Genomic DNA, 17,512 nt, shown 5'->3' with positions numbered 1-17,512 from the left:
CAACGCGGGCCCCTGTCAGCCAAACTACTTGCGGCTGAGACTGCCGCGGCGGAACAGATTGCGGCGAATGCGCGTCAGCCCCGGCTTGGGTTTACGCGGTTCGTCCAGGCTGGCCAACACCAGTTCCAGCACGCGCTCGGCCACGTCGCGATGGCGCTGCGCTACCGCCAATACCGGGCACTCAAGGAAATCCAACAGTTCATGATCGCCGAAGGTGGCGATCGCCAGATCGGTCGGCAAGCGGCCGCGTTGCTTCAGCGTCACGTCCATCACGCCCTGCAATAAAGAGAACGACGTGGTAAACAGCGCCTGCGGCATCGGGTGCGTTTTCAACCATTCGGCAAACAGCGCGCCGGCGGCTTCGCGTTCGTAGCTGTTGGCGTACAGGTAATCGACGTGGCGGGGATCCTCTTGCCAGGCCTGGCGGAAGCCCTGCTCACGCAGGAAGCTGACCGAAAGCTCCGGCAAGGCGCCCAGGTACAGCACCGACTCCGCCGGGAAGGTGCGCAGCTCCTGCGCCAACGCAAAAGCGTCTTCCTGGTCGGCGCCCACAACGCTGATGAAATGCTCGCGATCCAGCGCGCGGTCCAGCGCGATGATCGGCAGCGGATCGTTGGCCCAGCGTTGATAGAAAGGATGCTCCGGCGGCAAGGCGGTGGAGACGATGATGGCGTCCACCTGACGCTGCAGCAGGTGCTCAATGCAGCGCATTTCGTTGTCCGGCTGATCTTCGGAACAGGCGATCAGCAATTGGTAACCCCGCTGGCGCGCCTGGCGCTCCAGGTAGTTGGCGATGCGGGTATAGCTGGTATTTTCCAGATCCGGGATCACCAGGCCGATAGAACGGGTGCGCCCGGCGCGCAGCCCCGCCGCGACGGCATTCGGGTGATAGTTATGCTCCCTGACCACGGCCATCACTTTCTCGACGGTTTTATCGCTGACACGATACTGCTTCGCCTTGCCGTTGATGACATAACTGGCCGTCGTGCGCGAAACGCCCGCGAGACGCGCGATTTCATCCAGTTTCACATTAACCCCTTAATGACGCTGAAAATAGAAGTGAAGGCTGTGCTCGGATTAACCATGGCATCCCGTGCGGTTATTCAATCCAGCCTCTGCGATCTAACAGCAGAAAACACTACCTAGCAACCGCTTTTGCCGAAAGGTGCCGGCAATCGGGCAAAAAAGGCCGAAAAACAAAGGGCGCAGCCACGCCGCGCCCCCGATTATTCGCCGCCAGACCGCGCTCAGCGCATGATTTTGTCGCCGCGCGACACGCCGACCACGCCGGAACGCGCCACTTCCACAATCTCCGCCACTTCACGCACCGCGCTCAGGAAGGCGTCCAGTTTGTCGCTGGTGCCGGCCAGCTGCACTGTATACAGCGTCGCCGTCACATCGACGATCTGGCCGCGGAAAATATCGGCGCAGCGTTTCACCTCTTCACGGCCGTAGCCGCTGGCCTGCAGCTTCACCAGCATGATCTCGCGTTCAACGTGAGCGCCCTGCACCAGCTCGCTGACGCGCAACACGTCCACCAGCTTGTGCAACTGCTTCTCAATCTGCTCCAGCACTTTCTCGTCGCCGACGGTCTGGATAGTCATGCGCGACAGCGTCGGATCGTCGGTCGGCGCCACCGTCAGGCTCTCGATGTTGTAACCGCGCTGGGAGAACAACCCCACCACGCGCGACAGGGCGCCGGATTCGTTTTCCAGCAAGACAGATAAAATACGGCGCATGATCAGGTCCTCTCCGTTTTGCTAAGCCACATTTCGTCCATGCTTCCGCCGCGGATCTGCATCGGGTAGACATGTTCGGTTTCATCGACGGTCACGTCGACGAACACCAGCCGCTCTTTTTCCGCCAGCGCCTGCGCCAGCTTGCTTTCCAGCTCATCCGGCGTGCGGATGGCGATGCCGACATGGCCGTAAGCCTCGGCCAGCTTGACGAAGTCCGGCAGCGAATCCATGTAAGACTGCGAATGACGGCCGGAATAAATCATGTCCTGCCACTGCTTGACCATGCCCAGATAGCGGTTGTTGAGGTTCACCACCACCACCGGCAGGTTATATTGCAGCGCGGTGGACAGCTCCTGAATATTCATCTGAATGCTGCCGTCGCCGGTCACGCACACCACGGTTTCCTCCGGCAGCGCCAGCTTGACGCCCAATGCCGCCGGCAGGCCGAAGCCCATGGTGCCGAGGCCGCCGGAGTTGATCCAACGGCGCGGTTTGTCGAACGGATAATAGAGTGCGGCGAACATCTGATGTTGGCCGACGTCCGAGGTGACATAGGCGTCGCCTTTGGTCAGGCGATGCAGAGTTTCGATCACCGCCTGCGGCTTGATGGTGCCGCTGTTTTTGTCGTAGCCCAGGCAGTCGCGGGCGCGCCACTGCTCGATAGACTGCCACCAATCGCGCAGCGCATCATGATCCTGCGCTTTCTCGTCCTGCGCCAGCAGCTCCAGCATCTGCACCAGCACCTGCCTGGCATCGCCGACGATCGGGATATCGGCGTCCACCGTTTTGGAGATCGAGGTCGGATCGATATCGATGTGCAGCACGGTGGCGTCCGGGCAGTATTTGGCCAGATTGTTGGTCGTACGATCGTCGAAACGCACGCCGACGGCGAAGATCACGTCGGCATGGTGCATGGTTTTATTAGCTTCATAGGTGCCGTGCATGCCGAGCATGCCGACGCTCTGGCGATGAGTGCCGGGGAAGGCCCCCAACCCCATCAGGCTGCTGGTCACCGGCAGGTTCAGCTGCTCCGCCAACGCCAACAGTTCGGCTTCGCAACCGGCGTTGATCGCGCCGCCGCCGACGTACATAACCGGCTTTTTGGCCGCCAGAATGGTTTGCAGCGCGCGTTTGATTTGCCCGCGGTGGCCCTGCACCGTCGGGTTGTAAGAACGCATGCTCACGTCCTGCGGATAGGCATAAGGCATCCGCACCGCCGGGCCGACGATGTCTTTAGGCAGATCGATCACCACCGGGCCGGGGCGGCCGCTGGAGGCCAGGTAAAAGGCCTTCTTCAACACCGCCGGGATATCTTCGGTGCGTTTTACCAGGAAGCTGTGTTTCACCACCGGCCGAGAAATCCCCACCATATCGCACTCCTGGAAGGCGTCGTAGCCGATCAGCGAGCTGGGCACCTGCCCCGACAGGACGACCATCGGGATCGAGTCCATATAAGCGGTAGCGATACCGGTAATGGCGTTGGTGGCGCCGGGGCCGGAGGTCACCAGCACCACGCCCACTTCGCCGGTGGCGCGCGCGTAACCATCGGCCATGTGCACCGCACCTTGCTCGTGGCGCACCAGAATATGATCGATCCCTCCGACCGTATGCAGGGCGTCGTAGATATCGAGCACCGCCCCGCCGGGGTAGCCGAATACATGTTTAACGCCCTGATCGATCAACGATCGGACGACCATCTCGGCTCCTGACAACATCTCCATGGGTTTGCCTCCAGGCTTGCTTATTCTTCTCTGGCGCCGGAACGTAGCGCCTGCTGCGGGGCAATGCCCCTAAATTTTTATGGGTTGTCGCTATCGAATTAACATAACGTCAGAATATGGGGCAGGCAAACGGCAAAATGGCTTAACGGCGGCGGGGTTATTGCCAAGCGGCTGGAGATCGCGACTTTATAAAAACAATGCGCTAGCCCCAGGGGCGTCAGGCTAGGCATTGTTTCGAACAGAGGGGAAATTACAGAACTAAATCAGGCGAAGAATATGCCGTTTTTTTCGCCGAACGCGCGGCTCGGCGGCGGCCTCAGCCCTGTTCCTGGTACATGGAGTCGATTTCACGCTGATAGCGCTGCAGGATCACTTTGCGGCGCAGCTTCAGCGTTGGCGTCAGCTCCCCCAGCTCCATGGAAAAGGCCGCCGGCAGCAGCGTGAACTTCTTCACCTGCTCGAAGCGCGCCAGCTCCTTTTGCATCTCACGCAGACGCTTTTCGAACATCTCGAGGATTTCACCGTTGCGCAGCAGCTCCAGGCGATCCTGATACTTCAGGTTGACTGACTTCGCGTACTCTTCCAGCGACTCAAAGCACGGCACGATCAGCGCGGAAACGAACTTGCGCGCATCGGCGATGATCGCCACCTGCTCGATAAAGCGGTCCTGCGCCAGCGTCCCTTCCAGCATCTGCGGCGCGATGTATTTGCCGCCAGAGGTTTTCATCAAATCCTTAAGGCGCTCGGTGATGAACAGATTGCCCTCTTCATCGATCGCCCCGGCGTCGCCGGTTTTCAGCCAGCCGTCTGCGGTAAAGGTCGCGGCGGTTTCCAACGGTTTGTTGAAATAGCCGCGCATCACGATCGGCCCGCGCACCTGGATTTCATTTTCTTCACCGATGCGCACCTCGACCTCCGGCAGCGGTTTGCCGATAGAGCCAAAGCGGAAATGCCCTTCTTCCCAGCAGGACACGGTCGCACAGGTTTCGGTCATGCCATAGCCGTACTTGATGTTGACGCCCATCGCCTGGAAAAACAGGATCACATTGTCATCCAGCTTGGCGCCCGCCGCCGGCAGGAAGCGCACCCGGCCGCCGAGGATGCCGCGCAGCTTGCTCAATACCAGCTTGTCGGCCCAGCGATGAGAGAGTTCGAACAGTTTACCCAACGGTTTGCCGGCCCGCTCCTGAAGGAACTTGCGCTCCCCGCAGACGATCGCCCAGTGGAACAGCGCGCGGCGCAGCCAAGGCGCGCGCGCCACTTTTTCATGCACCGCGCTGAAAATCTTCTCGTAGAAACGCGGTACCGCGCACATCAGCGTCGGGCGGACCTGCCCCATCGCTTCCCGTACCCAGTCAGTGTTCGGCAGGAAGACGTTCTGCGCGCCGGAATGCATGACAAAGAAGCTCCAGGCACGCTCGAATACATGCGACAGCGGCAGGAAACTGAGCGACACATCTTCTTCGCCAACCGTCAGTCTCTCATCATGCAGGTAGAGCTGCGCCGCCAGGTTGCGGTAATCCAGCATCACCCCTTTCGGCTCGCCGGTGGTGCCCGAGGTATAGATCAGGGTGAAGAGGTCCTGCAGGTCGCACTCTTCAATGCGCTGCCGACGTTGAGCGATAAAAGCCGCCGGATCGGCGGCATGCTCGAAGGCGCTCAGGTGTCGCGCTATCTCGCAGCCGCGCAGATCGGCATCTTGGTCAAACACGATAATATGGCGCAGCTGTGGGCAAACGCCGCGCAGCGCGATGGCCGCGTCCAACTGCGCCTGTTCGCCGACGAACAGTATGCGAATGTCGGCGTCGTTGATGACGAAGGCCGCCTGCGCCGGCGTATTGGTGGAATAGAGCGGCACGCTGACGCCGCGCAGGTGGAGAATCGCGAGATCGGCCAGCGACCAGGCCATGCCGTTATTGGCGAAAATGCCTATGCGCTCTTGCACTTCGGCCCCCAGGGCCAACAGCCCGGCGGCAATGCGATCGATGCGAACGGCGGCCTCTTCCCAGGTCAGTTGAAACTCGCCGTTGGGCGACCATTGGCGAAAAGCTGTGCGATCGGCTCGGTGGGTGATTTGATGCTGTATACGATGGATCAAATGGTATTGCAGCAGATTAGTGATCATAGTGCTCTAAGCCTGAAATGAATCATACAGTTAAGCCTGAACGACGCCTTACGGCCCTCATCTCAGCTTACACGTGTTTACTTTTTTCCGCGCAGTCTACCTACTCTCAGGCAGGGGGAAAAGCGATTTCAGCGTAGAAGTGTGAGCCAAAACTCAGGCCGGCTTTCGCGCTTTCATGGGTTGGACAGAACGGGAAGGAAAAGGTTTGCTGGCGGCAATAAAACGCGGCCCATCCGGGCCGCCGCATCGAGTTAGTTTAAAATACCAGTCGTAAAGTAAAAATCAGAATATTAATTTATATTAATTATTTTTGGTAAACGAACCAACTCACCCTGAAAATAAGTTATTTAATCGCCGCAAAACCAAGAAACATCTTAATAAAAACCCAGATAGTTCTTAGTTTTTATCATGAGAAAAAAACGCTCAGTTGAATATTATCTTTATATATCCCCATTTTTTATCGCTTTACTTTGGGTTACCCGCCTCAATCAGGACGGACTTCATCCACTGGTGCCCTTTATCCCGTTCGGAGGATTCATGCCAGGAAAGATAGCAGGTCGCTTTATTGTGATTGGCGCACAAAGGAACCGCCTTTATTTTCAACGCCTCCGTCTGTTGCCGCACCAACCAGGCGGGCGCAATCGCCACCATTTCCGTTTGCGACACCATATTCAACACGCTGTAGAGATCCGTGCACTGTTGTGTCACGGCGCGCAGCATCGGCTCCTCTAAATAGAAAGGTTTACTGAACGATCCAAAACTTTCCAGGGAAACCGCCGCATGCTGTTCGGCCAACATGTGTTCCGGCGTCACCTCCTCCCCTATTCGCGGGTGCGCCTGCGCAACCGCCAGCACTAATTCGTCGTCGAACATCGCCAGGCTGCGAAACTCCGCCGACTCGAAACGGCTGTAGCCGATGACAAATTCGACGTCCTGATAACGTAATTGATGTTCAATATTATTGTTAATGTATGACTTTATTTGCAGGTTAAGCTGCGGCGCTATCTGTTTGACGTGATTGATTATCCCGGCGCCCAGACGCAAATCGAGCGGGCTGCACAGGGACAGGGAGAACGCTCGCGTGCTGGTCAGCGGCTCAAACTCAGATCCCGGCAACTCATTTTGCACCAGCTGCAGCGCTTGCCGCACCGGCCCGAACAGCTGCCTGGCCCGCATGGTGGGCTGGATCCCGCGCCCGCAGCGCACGAACAGCTCGTCGTTGAACATCACCTTCAGACGCGCTACCGCGTTGCTCACCGCCGGCTGCGACATCCCTAACGAATTAGCGGCTCGCGTAATATTTTGCATTTGCATCACGGCGTCAAACACCGTCAGCAAATTAAGATCGACGCTGCGCAAATGGATGTCCGCCGGCTCTTTAACCATGGCGATTTCTGAATCATATTCAGCCATATTTCACTCCACTAAATCCTGTGTAGATAATCTAATCCTTATGCTCGACAAACAATGAAACGCCGCATTGTCTTATCTTTGCACGACAAATCCTGCCATTACCGTCATCAGCCGATAAAAAACCTCGTGTTATCGACACGATTTAAGTCGTATATGGAATGCATATCAGTCACTTCTACCGTCAGCAGGAAGAATGCCACCTGGGTGGTACTAATAATTAGGTATTAACAATGATTAATACAATTAAACAACGTAACCCCACTGTATGAGACAAACTATAAAAACACATCATAAGCAATCAAACCATCTAAAAACATCAATCGCTTTGTGTAAAATCGCATTATTTTGTTATATTATGACTAAAACAATCAATTAATCATATGAATTCAATTTAAATCATTCGTATTAAAAATATTATTTTGTTTCCTCCCGTGATTAATCCTCCTTATTTTTTCATCACAAATCTTAACCCAACAAAATCCAGAAGCAATTAGCGCAGTATATATTCGATTCGTTTATGCTAAGCAGCACGCAAACTGCTCCCATTTTTTCTCTATAGCACCGCATTTTTACCGAATGATCCTCTGTTGGGACGCATAGCCGGTGCATTGTCCCCGCATTCAATCAGGTGTTGACATCGCCAGGCCAATCACGTATCAAATTAGGCAGACACCCAATTTAAGAGAAGCTGAACCATTATGATCCGTACTCACCGTCTACTAGGCCTACTACTTAACGCATCTTGTTTGCGCGGTATGCCTGTGGACGAAGTTCGGAGCTGACTCAGCCGATCACCCATAAGAAACCCGCGCTACTGCGCGGGTTTTTTTTTGCCCGCTTAGCGTGAAATCAACACGATAAGGAATGCACCGATGAGCCAACAAGTCATTATTTTCGATACCACGCTGCGTGATGGCGAACAGGCATTGCAGGCCAGCCTGAGCGTAAAAGAGAAGATTCAGATTGCGCTGGCGCTGGAAAGAATGGGCGTTGACGTGATGGAAGTCGGCTTCCCGGTCTCTTCGCCGGGCGATTTCGAATCGGTGCAAACCATCGCTCGCCAGATCAAGAACAGTCGCGTCTGCGGCCTGGCCCGCTGCGTGGACAAAGACATCGACGTGGCCGCCGAAGCGTTGCGCGTCGCTGAAGCGTTCCGTATCCACGTGTTCCTGGCCACCTCCACCCTGCACATCGAATCGAAGCTGAAGCGCTCGTTCGACGAAGTGTTGGAGATGGCAGTACGCTCGGTCAAACGCGCCCGCAACTATACCGACGACGTGGAATTCTCCTGCGAAGACGCCGGCCGCACGCCGATCGACAATCTGTGCCGCGTGGTCGAAGCCGCCATCAACGCCGGCGCCACCACCATCAATATTCCGGACACCGTCGGCTACACCACGCCAAACCAGTTCGGCGGCATCATCACCACCTTGTATGACCGCGTGCCGAACATCGACAAAGCCATCATCTCCGTACACTGCCACGACGATTTGGGCATGGCAGTCGGCAACTCCATTGCCGCGGTCCAGGCCGGCGCCCGTCAGGTGGAAGGCACCCTGAACGGCATCGGTGAGCGCGCCGGCAACTGTTCGCTGGAAGAGGTGATCATGGCGATTAAGGTGCGCCAGGACATCATGAACGTGCACACCAACATCAATCATCAGGAAATCTTCCGCACCAGCCAGATCGTCAGCCAGCTGTGCAACATGCCGATCCCGGCCAACAAGGCGATCGTCGGCGCCAACGCCTTCGCCCACTCCTCCGGCATTCACCAGGACGGCGTGCTGAAGAACCGCGAAAACTACGAAATCATGACCCCGCAGTCGATCGGCCTGAAAGACGTGCAGTTGAACCTGACTTCCCGCTCCGGCCGCGCGGCGGTGAAACACCGCATGGAAGAGATGGGCTACCAGGAGCAGGACTACAACCTGGATACCCTGTACGCCGCCTTCCTGAAGCTGGCCGACAAAAAAGGCCAGGTGTTCGACTATGACCTGGAGGCGCTGGCCTTCATCAACAAACAACAGGAAGAACCGGAACACTTCAGCCTGGGTTACTTCAGCGTGCAGTCCGGCAGCAGCATCATGGCCACCGCCTCGGTGAAACTGATCTGCGGCGGCGAAGAGAAAGCCGAAGCCGCCACCGGCAACGGCCCGGTCGATGCGGTCTATCAGGCGATCAATCGCATCACCGATTACCCGATCGAACTGGTGAAGTACCAGTTGACCGCCAAAGGCCATGGGCGCGATGCGCTGGGCCAGGTGGATATCGTCGTCTCTTATAACGGCCGTCGTTTCCATGGCGTGGGTCTGGCGACCGACATCGTCGAATCCTCCGCCAAGGCGATGGTGCACGTGTTGAACAATATTTGGCGCTCACAGCAGGTAGAAAAAGAAAAACAGCGTCTGCAGCAAAACAAACATCAAAATAATCAGGAAACGGTGTGAACATGACGAAGACTTATCACATTGCCGTCTTGCCCGGAGACGGTATCGGCCCGGAAGTAATGGCTCAGGCGCGCAAAGTGTTGGACGCGGTGCGTCAACGCTTTGACATTCGCATCACCACCGCCGAGTACGACGTCGGCGGCATCGCCATCGATCGCCACGGCAGCCCGTTGCCGGCGGCGACCGTCGCCGGCTGCGAGCAGGCCGACGCCATCCTGTTCGGTTCGGTGGGCGGCCCGAAATGGGAACACCTGCCGCCGGCCGAGCAGCCGGAACGCGGCGCGCTGTTGCCGCTGCGCAAGCACTTCAAACTGTTCAGCAACCTGCGCCCGGCCCGCCTGTATCAAGGGTTGGAGGCGTTCTGCCCGCTGCGCGCCGATATCGCCGCCCGCGGCTTCGACATTCTGTGCGTGCGCGAACTGACCGGCGGCATCTATTTCGGCCAGCCGAAGGGCCGCGAAGGCCAGGGCATGCAGGAGCGCGCCTTCGACACCGAGGTGTATCACCGTTTCGAGATTGAACGCATCGCGCGCATCGCCTTCGAATCCGCCCGCAAGCGCCGCCACAAGGTGACGTCGATCGACAAGGCCAACGTGCTGCAAAGCTCCATCTTGTGGCGTGAAGTGGTCAATCAGGTCGCCAAGGATTACCCGGACGTGTCGCTGTCGCACATGTATATCGACAACGCCACCATGCAGCTGATCAAGGATCCGTCCCAGTTCGACGTGCTGCTGTGTTCCAATCTGTTCGGCGACATCCTGTCCGACGAGTGCGCGATGATTACCGGCTCGATGGGCATGCTGCCGTCCGCCAGCCTGAACGAGCAAGGCTTCGGCCTGTACGAACCGGCGGGCGGTTCCGCGCCGGATATCGCCGGCAAAGGCATCGCCAACCCGATTGCGCAGATCCTGTCCGCCACCCTGCTGCTGCGTTACAGCCTGGGCGCCGATGAAGCGGCCGACGCCGTAGAGCGCGCCATCAACCAGGCGTTGGAACAGGGCTACCGCACCGCCGATCTGGCCGGTGACGGCAAAGCCGTCAGCACCGATGAAATGGGCGACATCATCGCTCGCTTTGTAGCTCAGGGGGCATAACATGGCCAAGACCTTATACCAGAAATTGTACGACGCCCACGTGGTGCACGAAGCGCCGAACGAGACGCCGTTGCTGTATATCGACCGTCACCTGGTGCACGAAGTCACGTCGCCGCAGGCGTTCGACGGCCTGCGCGCCATGGGCCGGAAGGTGCGCCAGCCCGGCAAAACCTTCGCCACCATGGATCACAACGTGTCGACCCAGACCAAAGACATCAACGCCAGCGGCGAGATGGCGCGCATCCAGATGCAGGAGCTGATCAAGAACTGCGCGGAATTCGGCGTTTCGCTGTATGACCTGAACCACCCGTTCCAGGGCATCGTGCACGTGATCGGGCCGGAGCAAGGCATGACGCTGCCGGGCATGACCATCGTCTGCGGCGATTCACACACCGCGACCCACGGCGCCTTCGGCTCGCTGGCGTTCGGCATCGGCACCTCCGAAGTGGAGCACGTGCTGGCGACCCAGACCCTGAAGCAGGGCCGAGCCAAAACCATGAAGATTGAGGTCACCGGCGATGCCGCCGAGGGCATTACCGCCAAAGACATCGTGCTGGCGGTGATCGGCAAAACCGGCAGCGCCGGCGGCACCGGCCACGTGGTGGAGTTCTGCGGCAAGGCGATCGAGGCATTGAGCATGGAAGGCCGCATGACCCTGTGCAACATGGCGATCGAAATGGGCGCCAAAGCAGGGTTGGTCGCGCCGGACGACACTACCTTCGCCTACCTGAAGGGGCGTCAGTTCGCGCCGACCGGTGAAAACTGGGAGCAGGCGGTCGCTTACTGGCGCACGCTGAAGTCCGACGCTGACGCCCAGTTCGATACCGTGGTGACGCTGCACGCCGAAGAGATCGCGCCGCAGGTCACCTGGGGCACCAACCCTGGCCAGGTGATCGCCGTCAATCAGGCGATCCCGGCGCCGGAATCGTTTAACGATCCGGTTGAGCGCGCCTCCGCCGAGAAAGCGCTGGCCTACATGGATTTGAAGCCGGGCATCAAATTGACCGAAGTGCCGATCGACAAAGTGTTCATCGGTTCCTGCACCAACTCGCGCATCGAAGATCTGCGCGCGGCGGCGGCGATCGCCAAGGGGCGCAAGGTCGCCAACGGCGTGCAGGCCATCGTGGTGCCGGGCTCCGGCCCGGTGAAGGCCCAGGCGGAAGCCGAAGGGTTGGACAAAATCTTTATTGAAGCCGGTTTCGAATGGCGCTTGCCGGGTTGCTCGATGTGCCTGGCGATGAACAACGACCGTCTGAATCCGGGCGAGCGCTGCGCGTCCACCAGCAACCGTAACTTCGAAGGGCGCCAGGGCCGCGGTGGGCGCACCCACCTGGTCAGCCCGGCAATGGCCGCCGCGGCCGCCGTCGCCGGTCACTTCGCTGACATCCGTGATATTCACTAAGGGGCTAACGTGGCTAAATTTACTCAACATACCGGCTTAGTGGTGCCTTTGGATGCGGCCAACGTCGACACCGACGCCATTATTCCCAAACAGTTCTTACAGAAGGTGACCCGGACCGGTTTCGGCCAGCACCTGTTCAACGACTGGCGCTTCCTCGACGATGCCGGCCAGCAACCCAACCCGGAGTTCGTGCTGAACAAACCGCGCTATAAAGGCGCCAGCATCCTGTTGGCGCGGGAGAACTTCGGCTGCGGCTCCTCGCGCGAACACGCCCCATGGGCGCTGACCGACTACGGTTTCAAAGTGGTGATCGCGCCGAGCTTCGCCGATATCTTCTACGGCAACTCGTTTAACAACCAGCTGTTGCCGGTCACGCTGAGCGAGCAGCAGGTGGATGAGCTGTTCAAACTGGTTGACGCCAATGAAGGTACGGAGTTCGTGGTGGATCTGGAGAACCAGACGGTCAACGCCGGTGGCAAAAGCTATCCGTTCGAAATAGACAGCTTCCGCCGCCACTGCATGATCAACGGGCTGGACAGCATCGGCCTGACGCTGCAGCATGAAGCGGACATCTCCCGCTACGAAGCGCAGCAACCGGCGTTTCTGAATTAATCCCCTTCACCCGCCGCCCGGCGGGTGAATTTTTTCCTCACCAGTACCCCAGCAGCTTCCACCATGCGCCGCCGATCACTATCCAGATCAGCAAGTTAACCACGCTCATCACCCATCCCGCTTTCCACCACTCCCCCAACGTCACATAGCCGGAGCCAAAGATGATCGGCGCGGTGCCGGTCCCGTAATGCGTCAGCGACATCATCAGCGAAGAAGAGAACGCCAGGATCAGGCCCAGCAGCGCCGGCGGCGCGCCGAGCGCGATGCCGGCAGCAAAGAAGGCGGCGAACATCGCCGTTACGTGCGCGGTGGTGCTGGCGAAGAAATAGTGAGAATACAGATAAATGATGGTCAGCAAGATCGTGCCGCCCACCCAGCTCATGCCCATATGGTCGATGCCGTTGCCGACGGTCTGCGACAGCCAGCCGATCAGCCCCAGTTTGCCGAGGAAACTGGCCATCATCACCAGCGCCGAGAACCACACGACGGTATCCCAGGCCCCTTTATGCTTCAGCACATCCTCCCAGCTCAGCACCCCGGTAGCCAGCAGCACCGCCAGGCCGATCAGCGCCGCGGTGGTAGGATTGACCGCCAGCGCCGGGCCGAAAATCATCGCCGGAATGCCGGCCCACAGCACCAACAGCAGCGCGAACACCGCGAGAGTAATTTTCTCCGGCAGCGTCACCGGCCCCAGCGACTGCAGCTTTTCGCAGGCGAAACGCGGCGCGTCCGGGGTGCTTTTCACCTCCGGCGGGTACAGCAGATAAATGACCAGCGGCATCACGATCAGCGAACACAGCCCCGGCACCAGGGCAGCGATCGCCCACATCGACCAAGACAGTTCGAAGCTGCCGTGGGTGCCTTTGGCGATCAGGCTGACAATCAACGGGTTAGGCGCCGTGGCGGTGATAAACATCGCCGAGGTGACCGGGTTAATGTTGTAGTTCACCAGCGACAGATAGCGGCCGATCTTGCCGGAGGTATTGAGCTCGGGTTTGGAACCAAAGCTGTCGGCGATCGATTTCATGATCGGGTGAATGATGCCGCCGCCGCGCGCAGTGTTGCTCGGCGTCACCGGCGCCAGGGTGGTTTCCGCCAACGTCAATGCGTAGGCGATGCCGAGCGTTTTTTTACCGAACAGCGAGATAAAGTAGTAGCCGATGCGCGCGCCCAGCCCGGTTTTGTTCAGGCTGAGGGAGATCATGATAGAAAAGCCGATCAGCCAGATCAGCTGGTTGGAAAAACCGCTGAGCGCGTCGTCCAGCGCGGCGCCCGGCTTGCCGGGGTTGGTGACGCCGGTCACCGCCACCAGGGCGATGGCGATCACCGAGACCGCGCCGATCGGCATCGCCTTGCCGATGATGGCGATGATGGTGCCGATAAACAGCGCCAGCAGCTGCCAGGCGTTGGGCGCAACGCCCTCCGGCACGGGAATGAGGAACCAGATGATCAGCGTGGCGGCAAGGGCGCACAGGGAAGGAAGCGGTTTGAGCGGTGTGAGTTTATCCATAACGTTCCCACTGTTCTAAACAACAAGGCGGCATCTCAATAGCGAGACGGGCGTGGACGCAACGATCGCGCTCCATATGCCTTCAGCTTGGGCGTCCGCTTCAGCCTTCTCAATGACTTGCATCAAGAATGCCGTCGTTTGACCTCACACTTCACGCACTTTGGCGCTCATCCAGAGCGCCGCCAGCGCCAGCAGCGCCGCCATCCAATACACCGAGCCATGACCGAGGTTCTCCACCAGCGCGCCCTGCAGCACCCCGGCCAGGATCACCCCGGTCGAGATGCTGTTGGTGAACAGCGTGGTAGCGGCGCCCGGTCGGCCCGGCATCAAATCTTGAAAATAGAGCATGCCGATACCGGCGACAATGCCGATAAACACCGCGTTGAGCAGCTGCAACGCGATCAGGGTCGGCTTGGTCGCCAGCACCGTCAGCCCGAGGTAAAACAGCACGCCCGCCGCCACCGCCAGCAGCATCATGTTGCGCTTGCCGAAACGTTTGACGTAGTAACCGGCCAGCAGCATCGCCGGGATCTCCAGCCCGGCGGCGGTGCCCATCAGCACCCCGGCCAGCCCCTCAGGCAGGCCGAGATCGGCGGTAATATACAGCGGCATGTCGATGATATACATGGTGTTGCAGGTCCACATCAGCATCGAGGCGATAAACAGCAGACGCACGTCGCGATTGCGCCAGGCGCTGGCGGGCGCAATCGGCGCGGAAGCGCCGTCCCGCAGCCCGTCGCCGTCCGCCGCGCGCGGCACCGAAGGCAGCATGAACCCGACCAGCAGCACGCAGATAGCGAAGGTGGCGGCGGCGATCAGGAACATCACGGTAAAGCCGTAATTCAGCGCCAGCGCAAACGACAGCGGCGGGCCGATCACCCACGCCAGCGAAAGCTGGGCGCGCATCACCGAACTGAACATCACCACTTCACGCGCCTCGCTGTCGGCGTATTCCCGCGCCAGCGCGAAGATCTGCGGCATGGCGGTGTTGGCAACGGCGGACATCAACACCCCGGCGGTGATCAGCGTCAGGTAGTCGCGGTTGAAAGCGAACAGCAGGCAGTTGCCGACCGCCATCAGGCAGCACAGCAGGATCAGCCTGCGCCGATCGCCGCGGGTGTCGGAACGTTTGGCCAGCAGGAAGCTGACGACGATGCCGGCCACCGCGTTGGCGGTGTAAAACAACCCGACCCACAGCGGCCGCACCTTAACTTCGGTGGTCAGAAACAGGCTCAGCGTCGGCGTCAGCAACGCGCCGGCGATGCCGGAGAGAAAAGCGATCAGCAGGAAGGCGGCAAAGATGGGGTTGATGCGCAGTGATAACCGTCTCAGGCGTTCCATATCCTCTTCCCTGATCCCAAAGCAGAAGCAAAAACCTTAGGTCACGGCGAGGAAAATGCAAGTCTATCGCCCTAACCGCAAATAAAAAAACCAGTGGGGCGACCCACTGGCTGGTGAAACAGCACCATTACTCAGAAACTTTTATGCCGCAGCGCCTTACAGGTGCTCGCGATACTGCTTGTCGCTCATCTCTTTGATATCCCATTGCGTCAGGTGCGCCAATATTGCCAGCCGCGCCTGCTCGGGCACCACGCTCAGCCAGTCGGCGTGCTGCCGACGCACCGCGCTGAAATAGCGCTGATAGAACGATTTGGATAAGAAAGCTTTCATGATTACGCCCTCCCCTTTCATTGATGAAAATTATCGGCGTAATATAGGGAAAGAAAAATTGACGAGTTGAGACAGGAGTGTTCCTCGTTTATGTCCACGTCCAGATTGCAGCAGCAGTTCATCCGTCTGTGGCAACGCTGCCACGGTGAAACCACCGACACCACGCTGCAGGCGCTGGCGGAGGCGCTGAGCTGCTCGCGGCGCCACGTGCGCTCCCTGTTGAGCGCCATGCAGCGGGAGGGCTGGCTCACCTGGCAGGCGGAGTCGGGACGCGGCAAGCGTTCGCGGCTAACCTTTCATTACACCGGCCTGGCGCTGCAGCAACAGCGGGCCGAGGAGCTGCTGGAGCAGGATCGAATCGATCAGTTGGTGCAGCTGGTGGGCGACAAAAACGTGGTGCGCCAAATGCTGCTGTCGCAGCTGGGGCGCAGCTTCCGTCAGGGGAAACATATCCTGCGGGTGCTCTACTATCGGCAGTTGTACAACCTGCTGCCCGGCTCGGCGCTGCGGCGTTCCGAGACCCATTTGGCGCGTCAGATCTTCAACGGCCTGACGCGCATAAATGAGGAAAACGGGGAACTCGAATCCGATCTGTCCCACCATTGGCAGGCGCTGACGCCGCTACACTGGCGGTTTTACCTGCGCCCGGCGATCCATTTTCATCATGGCCGCGAGCTGGAGATGGCGGACGTCATCAGCTCGCTTTCGCGTCTGACCTCACAACCGCTGTTCTCGCATATCGAAAGCGTCACCTCGCCGACGCCGTTCGTTGTCGACGTGCATCTGCACAGCCCCGACCACTGGCTGCCCTGGCTGCTGGGCAGCGTGCACGCCATGATCCTGCCGCGCGAATGGCGCGATCTGCCGGACTTCACCCGCCATCCGATCGGCACCGGCCCCTACCGCGTGGTGCGCAACCTTCCCAGCCAGATGAAGATCCACGCCTTCGACGACTATTTCGGCTACCGGGCGCTGATCGATGAGGTCAACATCTGGGTGCTGCCGGAGTTCTCCGAAGAACTGGTGCACTCCGGCGTACAGCTGCAGGGCGATGAAACCGGCAACAGCGAGCTGGAAAGCCGGCTGGAAGAAGGCTGCTACTTCCTGCTGTTCGATCAGCGCTCTCCCTTGGCGGCCGATCCCGCCATGCGCAGCTGGCTGTGCGAATTGATCAACCCCATTTCGCTGCTGAGCCACGCCGGGCCGCTCTACCAGCGCTATTGGTCGCCGGCGTACGGCCTGCTGCCGCGCTGGCACCACAACCGCGCGCTGGCGCAGCAGCCCAAACCGGCGGGGCTGACCGAACTGACGCTGACTCACTTCAATGAGCATTCGGAGTTCCACGCCATCCGCCAGGCGATCGAGCCGCTGCTGGCGCAGCACGGCATCCGCCTGATCGTGCAAAGCGTGGATTACGCGACCTGGCACCAGGGCGACGCGCGCAGCGATCTGTGGCTCGGCAGCGCCAACTTCTATCTGCCGCTGGAGTTTTCGCTGTTCGCCACGCTGTACGAGCTGCCGCTGATGCAGCATTGCATGAGCGAGGACCTGGCGCAGGATGCGGCGCTGTGGCGCGCCAACCGTCTGCCGCTGGCGGAGTTCTGCCAGCGCCTGGTCAGCAATCACCAACTGCATCCGCTGTTCCACCACTGGCTGCAGCTGCACGGCCAGCGCAGCATGCGCGGCGTGCGAATGAACACCCTCGGCTGGTTCGACTTCAAGTCAGCCTGGTTTGCCCCGCCGGAGGCATAAGCGCCTTTCGCCCAAGTCGGTTAATC

Annotated in this window: 13 protein-coding genes; 5 read left to right on the top strand and 8 right to left on the bottom strand. The window is 59.3% G+C overall.

The features are described 5' to 3' along the window. Positions 1–24 precede the first annotated feature (24 nt). From cra to leuO, 5 genes are all read right to left on the bottom strand, one after another. Complete coding sequence (gene cra, locus ITX55_RS07500) at positions 25–1,029, bottom strand: catabolite repressor/activator (RefSeq protein WP_004932801.1); 1,005 nt, start codon at positions 1,027–1,029, stop codon at positions 25–27. A 218-nt stretch (positions 1,030–1,247) separates the two neighbouring features. Next, positions 1,248–1,739 carry an acetolactate synthase small subunit gene (gene ilvN / locus ITX55_RS07495; protein ID WP_004932806.1) on the bottom strand — a complete coding sequence of 164 codons (492 nt, stop codon included), beginning with the start codon at positions 1,737–1,739 and terminating at the stop codon, positions 1,248–1,250. A 2-nt stretch (positions 1,740–1,741) separates the two neighbouring features. Beyond that, the gene (ilvI, locus tag ITX55_RS07490) at positions 1,742–3,460 is read right to left on the bottom strand and encodes an acetolactate synthase 3 large subunit (protein WP_046898121.1); all 1,719 of its coding nucleotides are present in this window, start codon (positions 3,458–3,460) and stop codon (positions 1,742–1,744) included. Between the two features lie 316 nt (positions 3,461–3,776). Then, entirely contained in the window at positions 3,777–5,585 is a 1,809-nt protein-coding gene (locus tag ITX55_RS07485; protein WP_033641850.1) for a long-chain fatty acid--CoA ligase, read from the bottom strand. Between the two features lie 465 nt (positions 5,586–6,050). Next, the gene (gene leuO, locus ITX55_RS07480; RefSeq protein WP_033641849.1) at positions 6,051–6,998 is read right to left on the bottom strand and encodes a transcriptional regulator LeuO; all 948 of its coding nucleotides are present in this window, start codon (positions 6,996–6,998) and stop codon (positions 6,051–6,053) included. An 872-nt stretch (positions 6,999–7,870) separates the two neighbouring features. On the opposite strand from leuO, the gene leuA reads away from it, so the two are divergent. From leuA to leuD, 4 genes are read left to right on the top strand one after another with little or no spacing between them, the layout of a single operon-like run. Then, positions 7,871–9,445, top strand: a complete 1,575-nt coding sequence (gene leuA / locus ITX55_RS07475; RefSeq protein WP_033641848.1) for a 2-isopropylmalate synthase — start codon at positions 7,871–7,873, stop codon at positions 9,443–9,445. Positions 9,446–9,447: 2 nt separating this feature from the next. Beyond that, positions 9,448–10,539: a 3-isopropylmalate dehydrogenase gene (leuB, locus tag ITX55_RS07470; protein ID WP_025159635.1), complete on the top strand. Its 1,092-nt coding sequence runs from the start codon at positions 9,448–9,450 to the stop codon at positions 10,537–10,539. A gap of 1 nt (position 10,540) precedes the next feature. Beyond that, positions 10,541–11,941 carry a 3-isopropylmalate dehydratase large subunit gene (gene leuC, locus ITX55_RS07465; protein ID WP_072626728.1) on the top strand — a complete coding sequence of 467 codons (1,401 nt, stop codon included), beginning with the start codon at positions 10,541–10,543 and terminating at the stop codon, positions 11,939–11,941. A 9-nt stretch (positions 11,942–11,950) separates the two neighbouring features. After that, entirely contained in the window at positions 11,951–12,553 is a 603-nt protein-coding gene (gene leuD, locus ITX55_RS07460) for a 3-isopropylmalate dehydratase small subunit (protein WP_025159634.1), read from the top strand. Between the two features lie 37 nt (positions 12,554–12,590). On the opposite strand, the gene ITX55_RS07455 is transcribed toward leuD, so the two are convergent. The 3 genes from ITX55_RS07455 to sgrT form a co-directional block, all read right to left on the bottom strand. After that, positions 12,591–14,063, bottom strand: coding sequence for a DASS family sodium-coupled anion symporter (locus ITX55_RS07455; protein ID WP_047025198.1), 1,473 nt, complete (start codon positions 14,061–14,063; stop codon positions 12,591–12,593). Between the two features lie 144 nt (positions 14,064–14,207). Continuing rightward, a complete protein-coding gene (locus tag ITX55_RS07450) occupies positions 14,208–15,404 on the bottom strand; it encodes a sugar efflux transporter (RefSeq protein WP_033641845.1) in 1,197 nt (398 codons plus the stop codon). A 156-nt stretch (positions 15,405–15,560) separates the two neighbouring features. Continuing rightward, positions 15,561–15,734, bottom strand: coding sequence for a glucose uptake inhibitor SgrT (gene sgrT / locus ITX55_RS07445; protein ID WP_071883530.1), 174 nt, complete (start codon positions 15,732–15,734; stop codon positions 15,561–15,563). A 90-nt stretch (positions 15,735–15,824) separates the two neighbouring features. Here sgrT and sgrR point away from each other — a divergent pair, with 90 nt between their 5' ends. Further along, a complete protein-coding gene (gene sgrR, locus ITX55_RS07440) occupies positions 15,825–17,486 on the top strand; it encodes an HTH-type transcriptional regulator SgrR (protein WP_047025197.1) in 1,662 nt (553 codons plus the stop codon). Positions 17,487–17,512 lie beyond the last annotated feature (26 nt).

The sequence above is a fragment of the Serratia sp. EWG9 genome (assembly GCF_019913725.1).
Taxonomy (GTDB): Bacteria; Pseudomonadota; Gammaproteobacteria; order Enterobacterales; family Enterobacteriaceae; genus Serratia; species Serratia ureilytica.
Note: the sequence above shows the minus strand (reverse complement) of the source record. Positions and strands in the feature narration are given on the sequence as shown.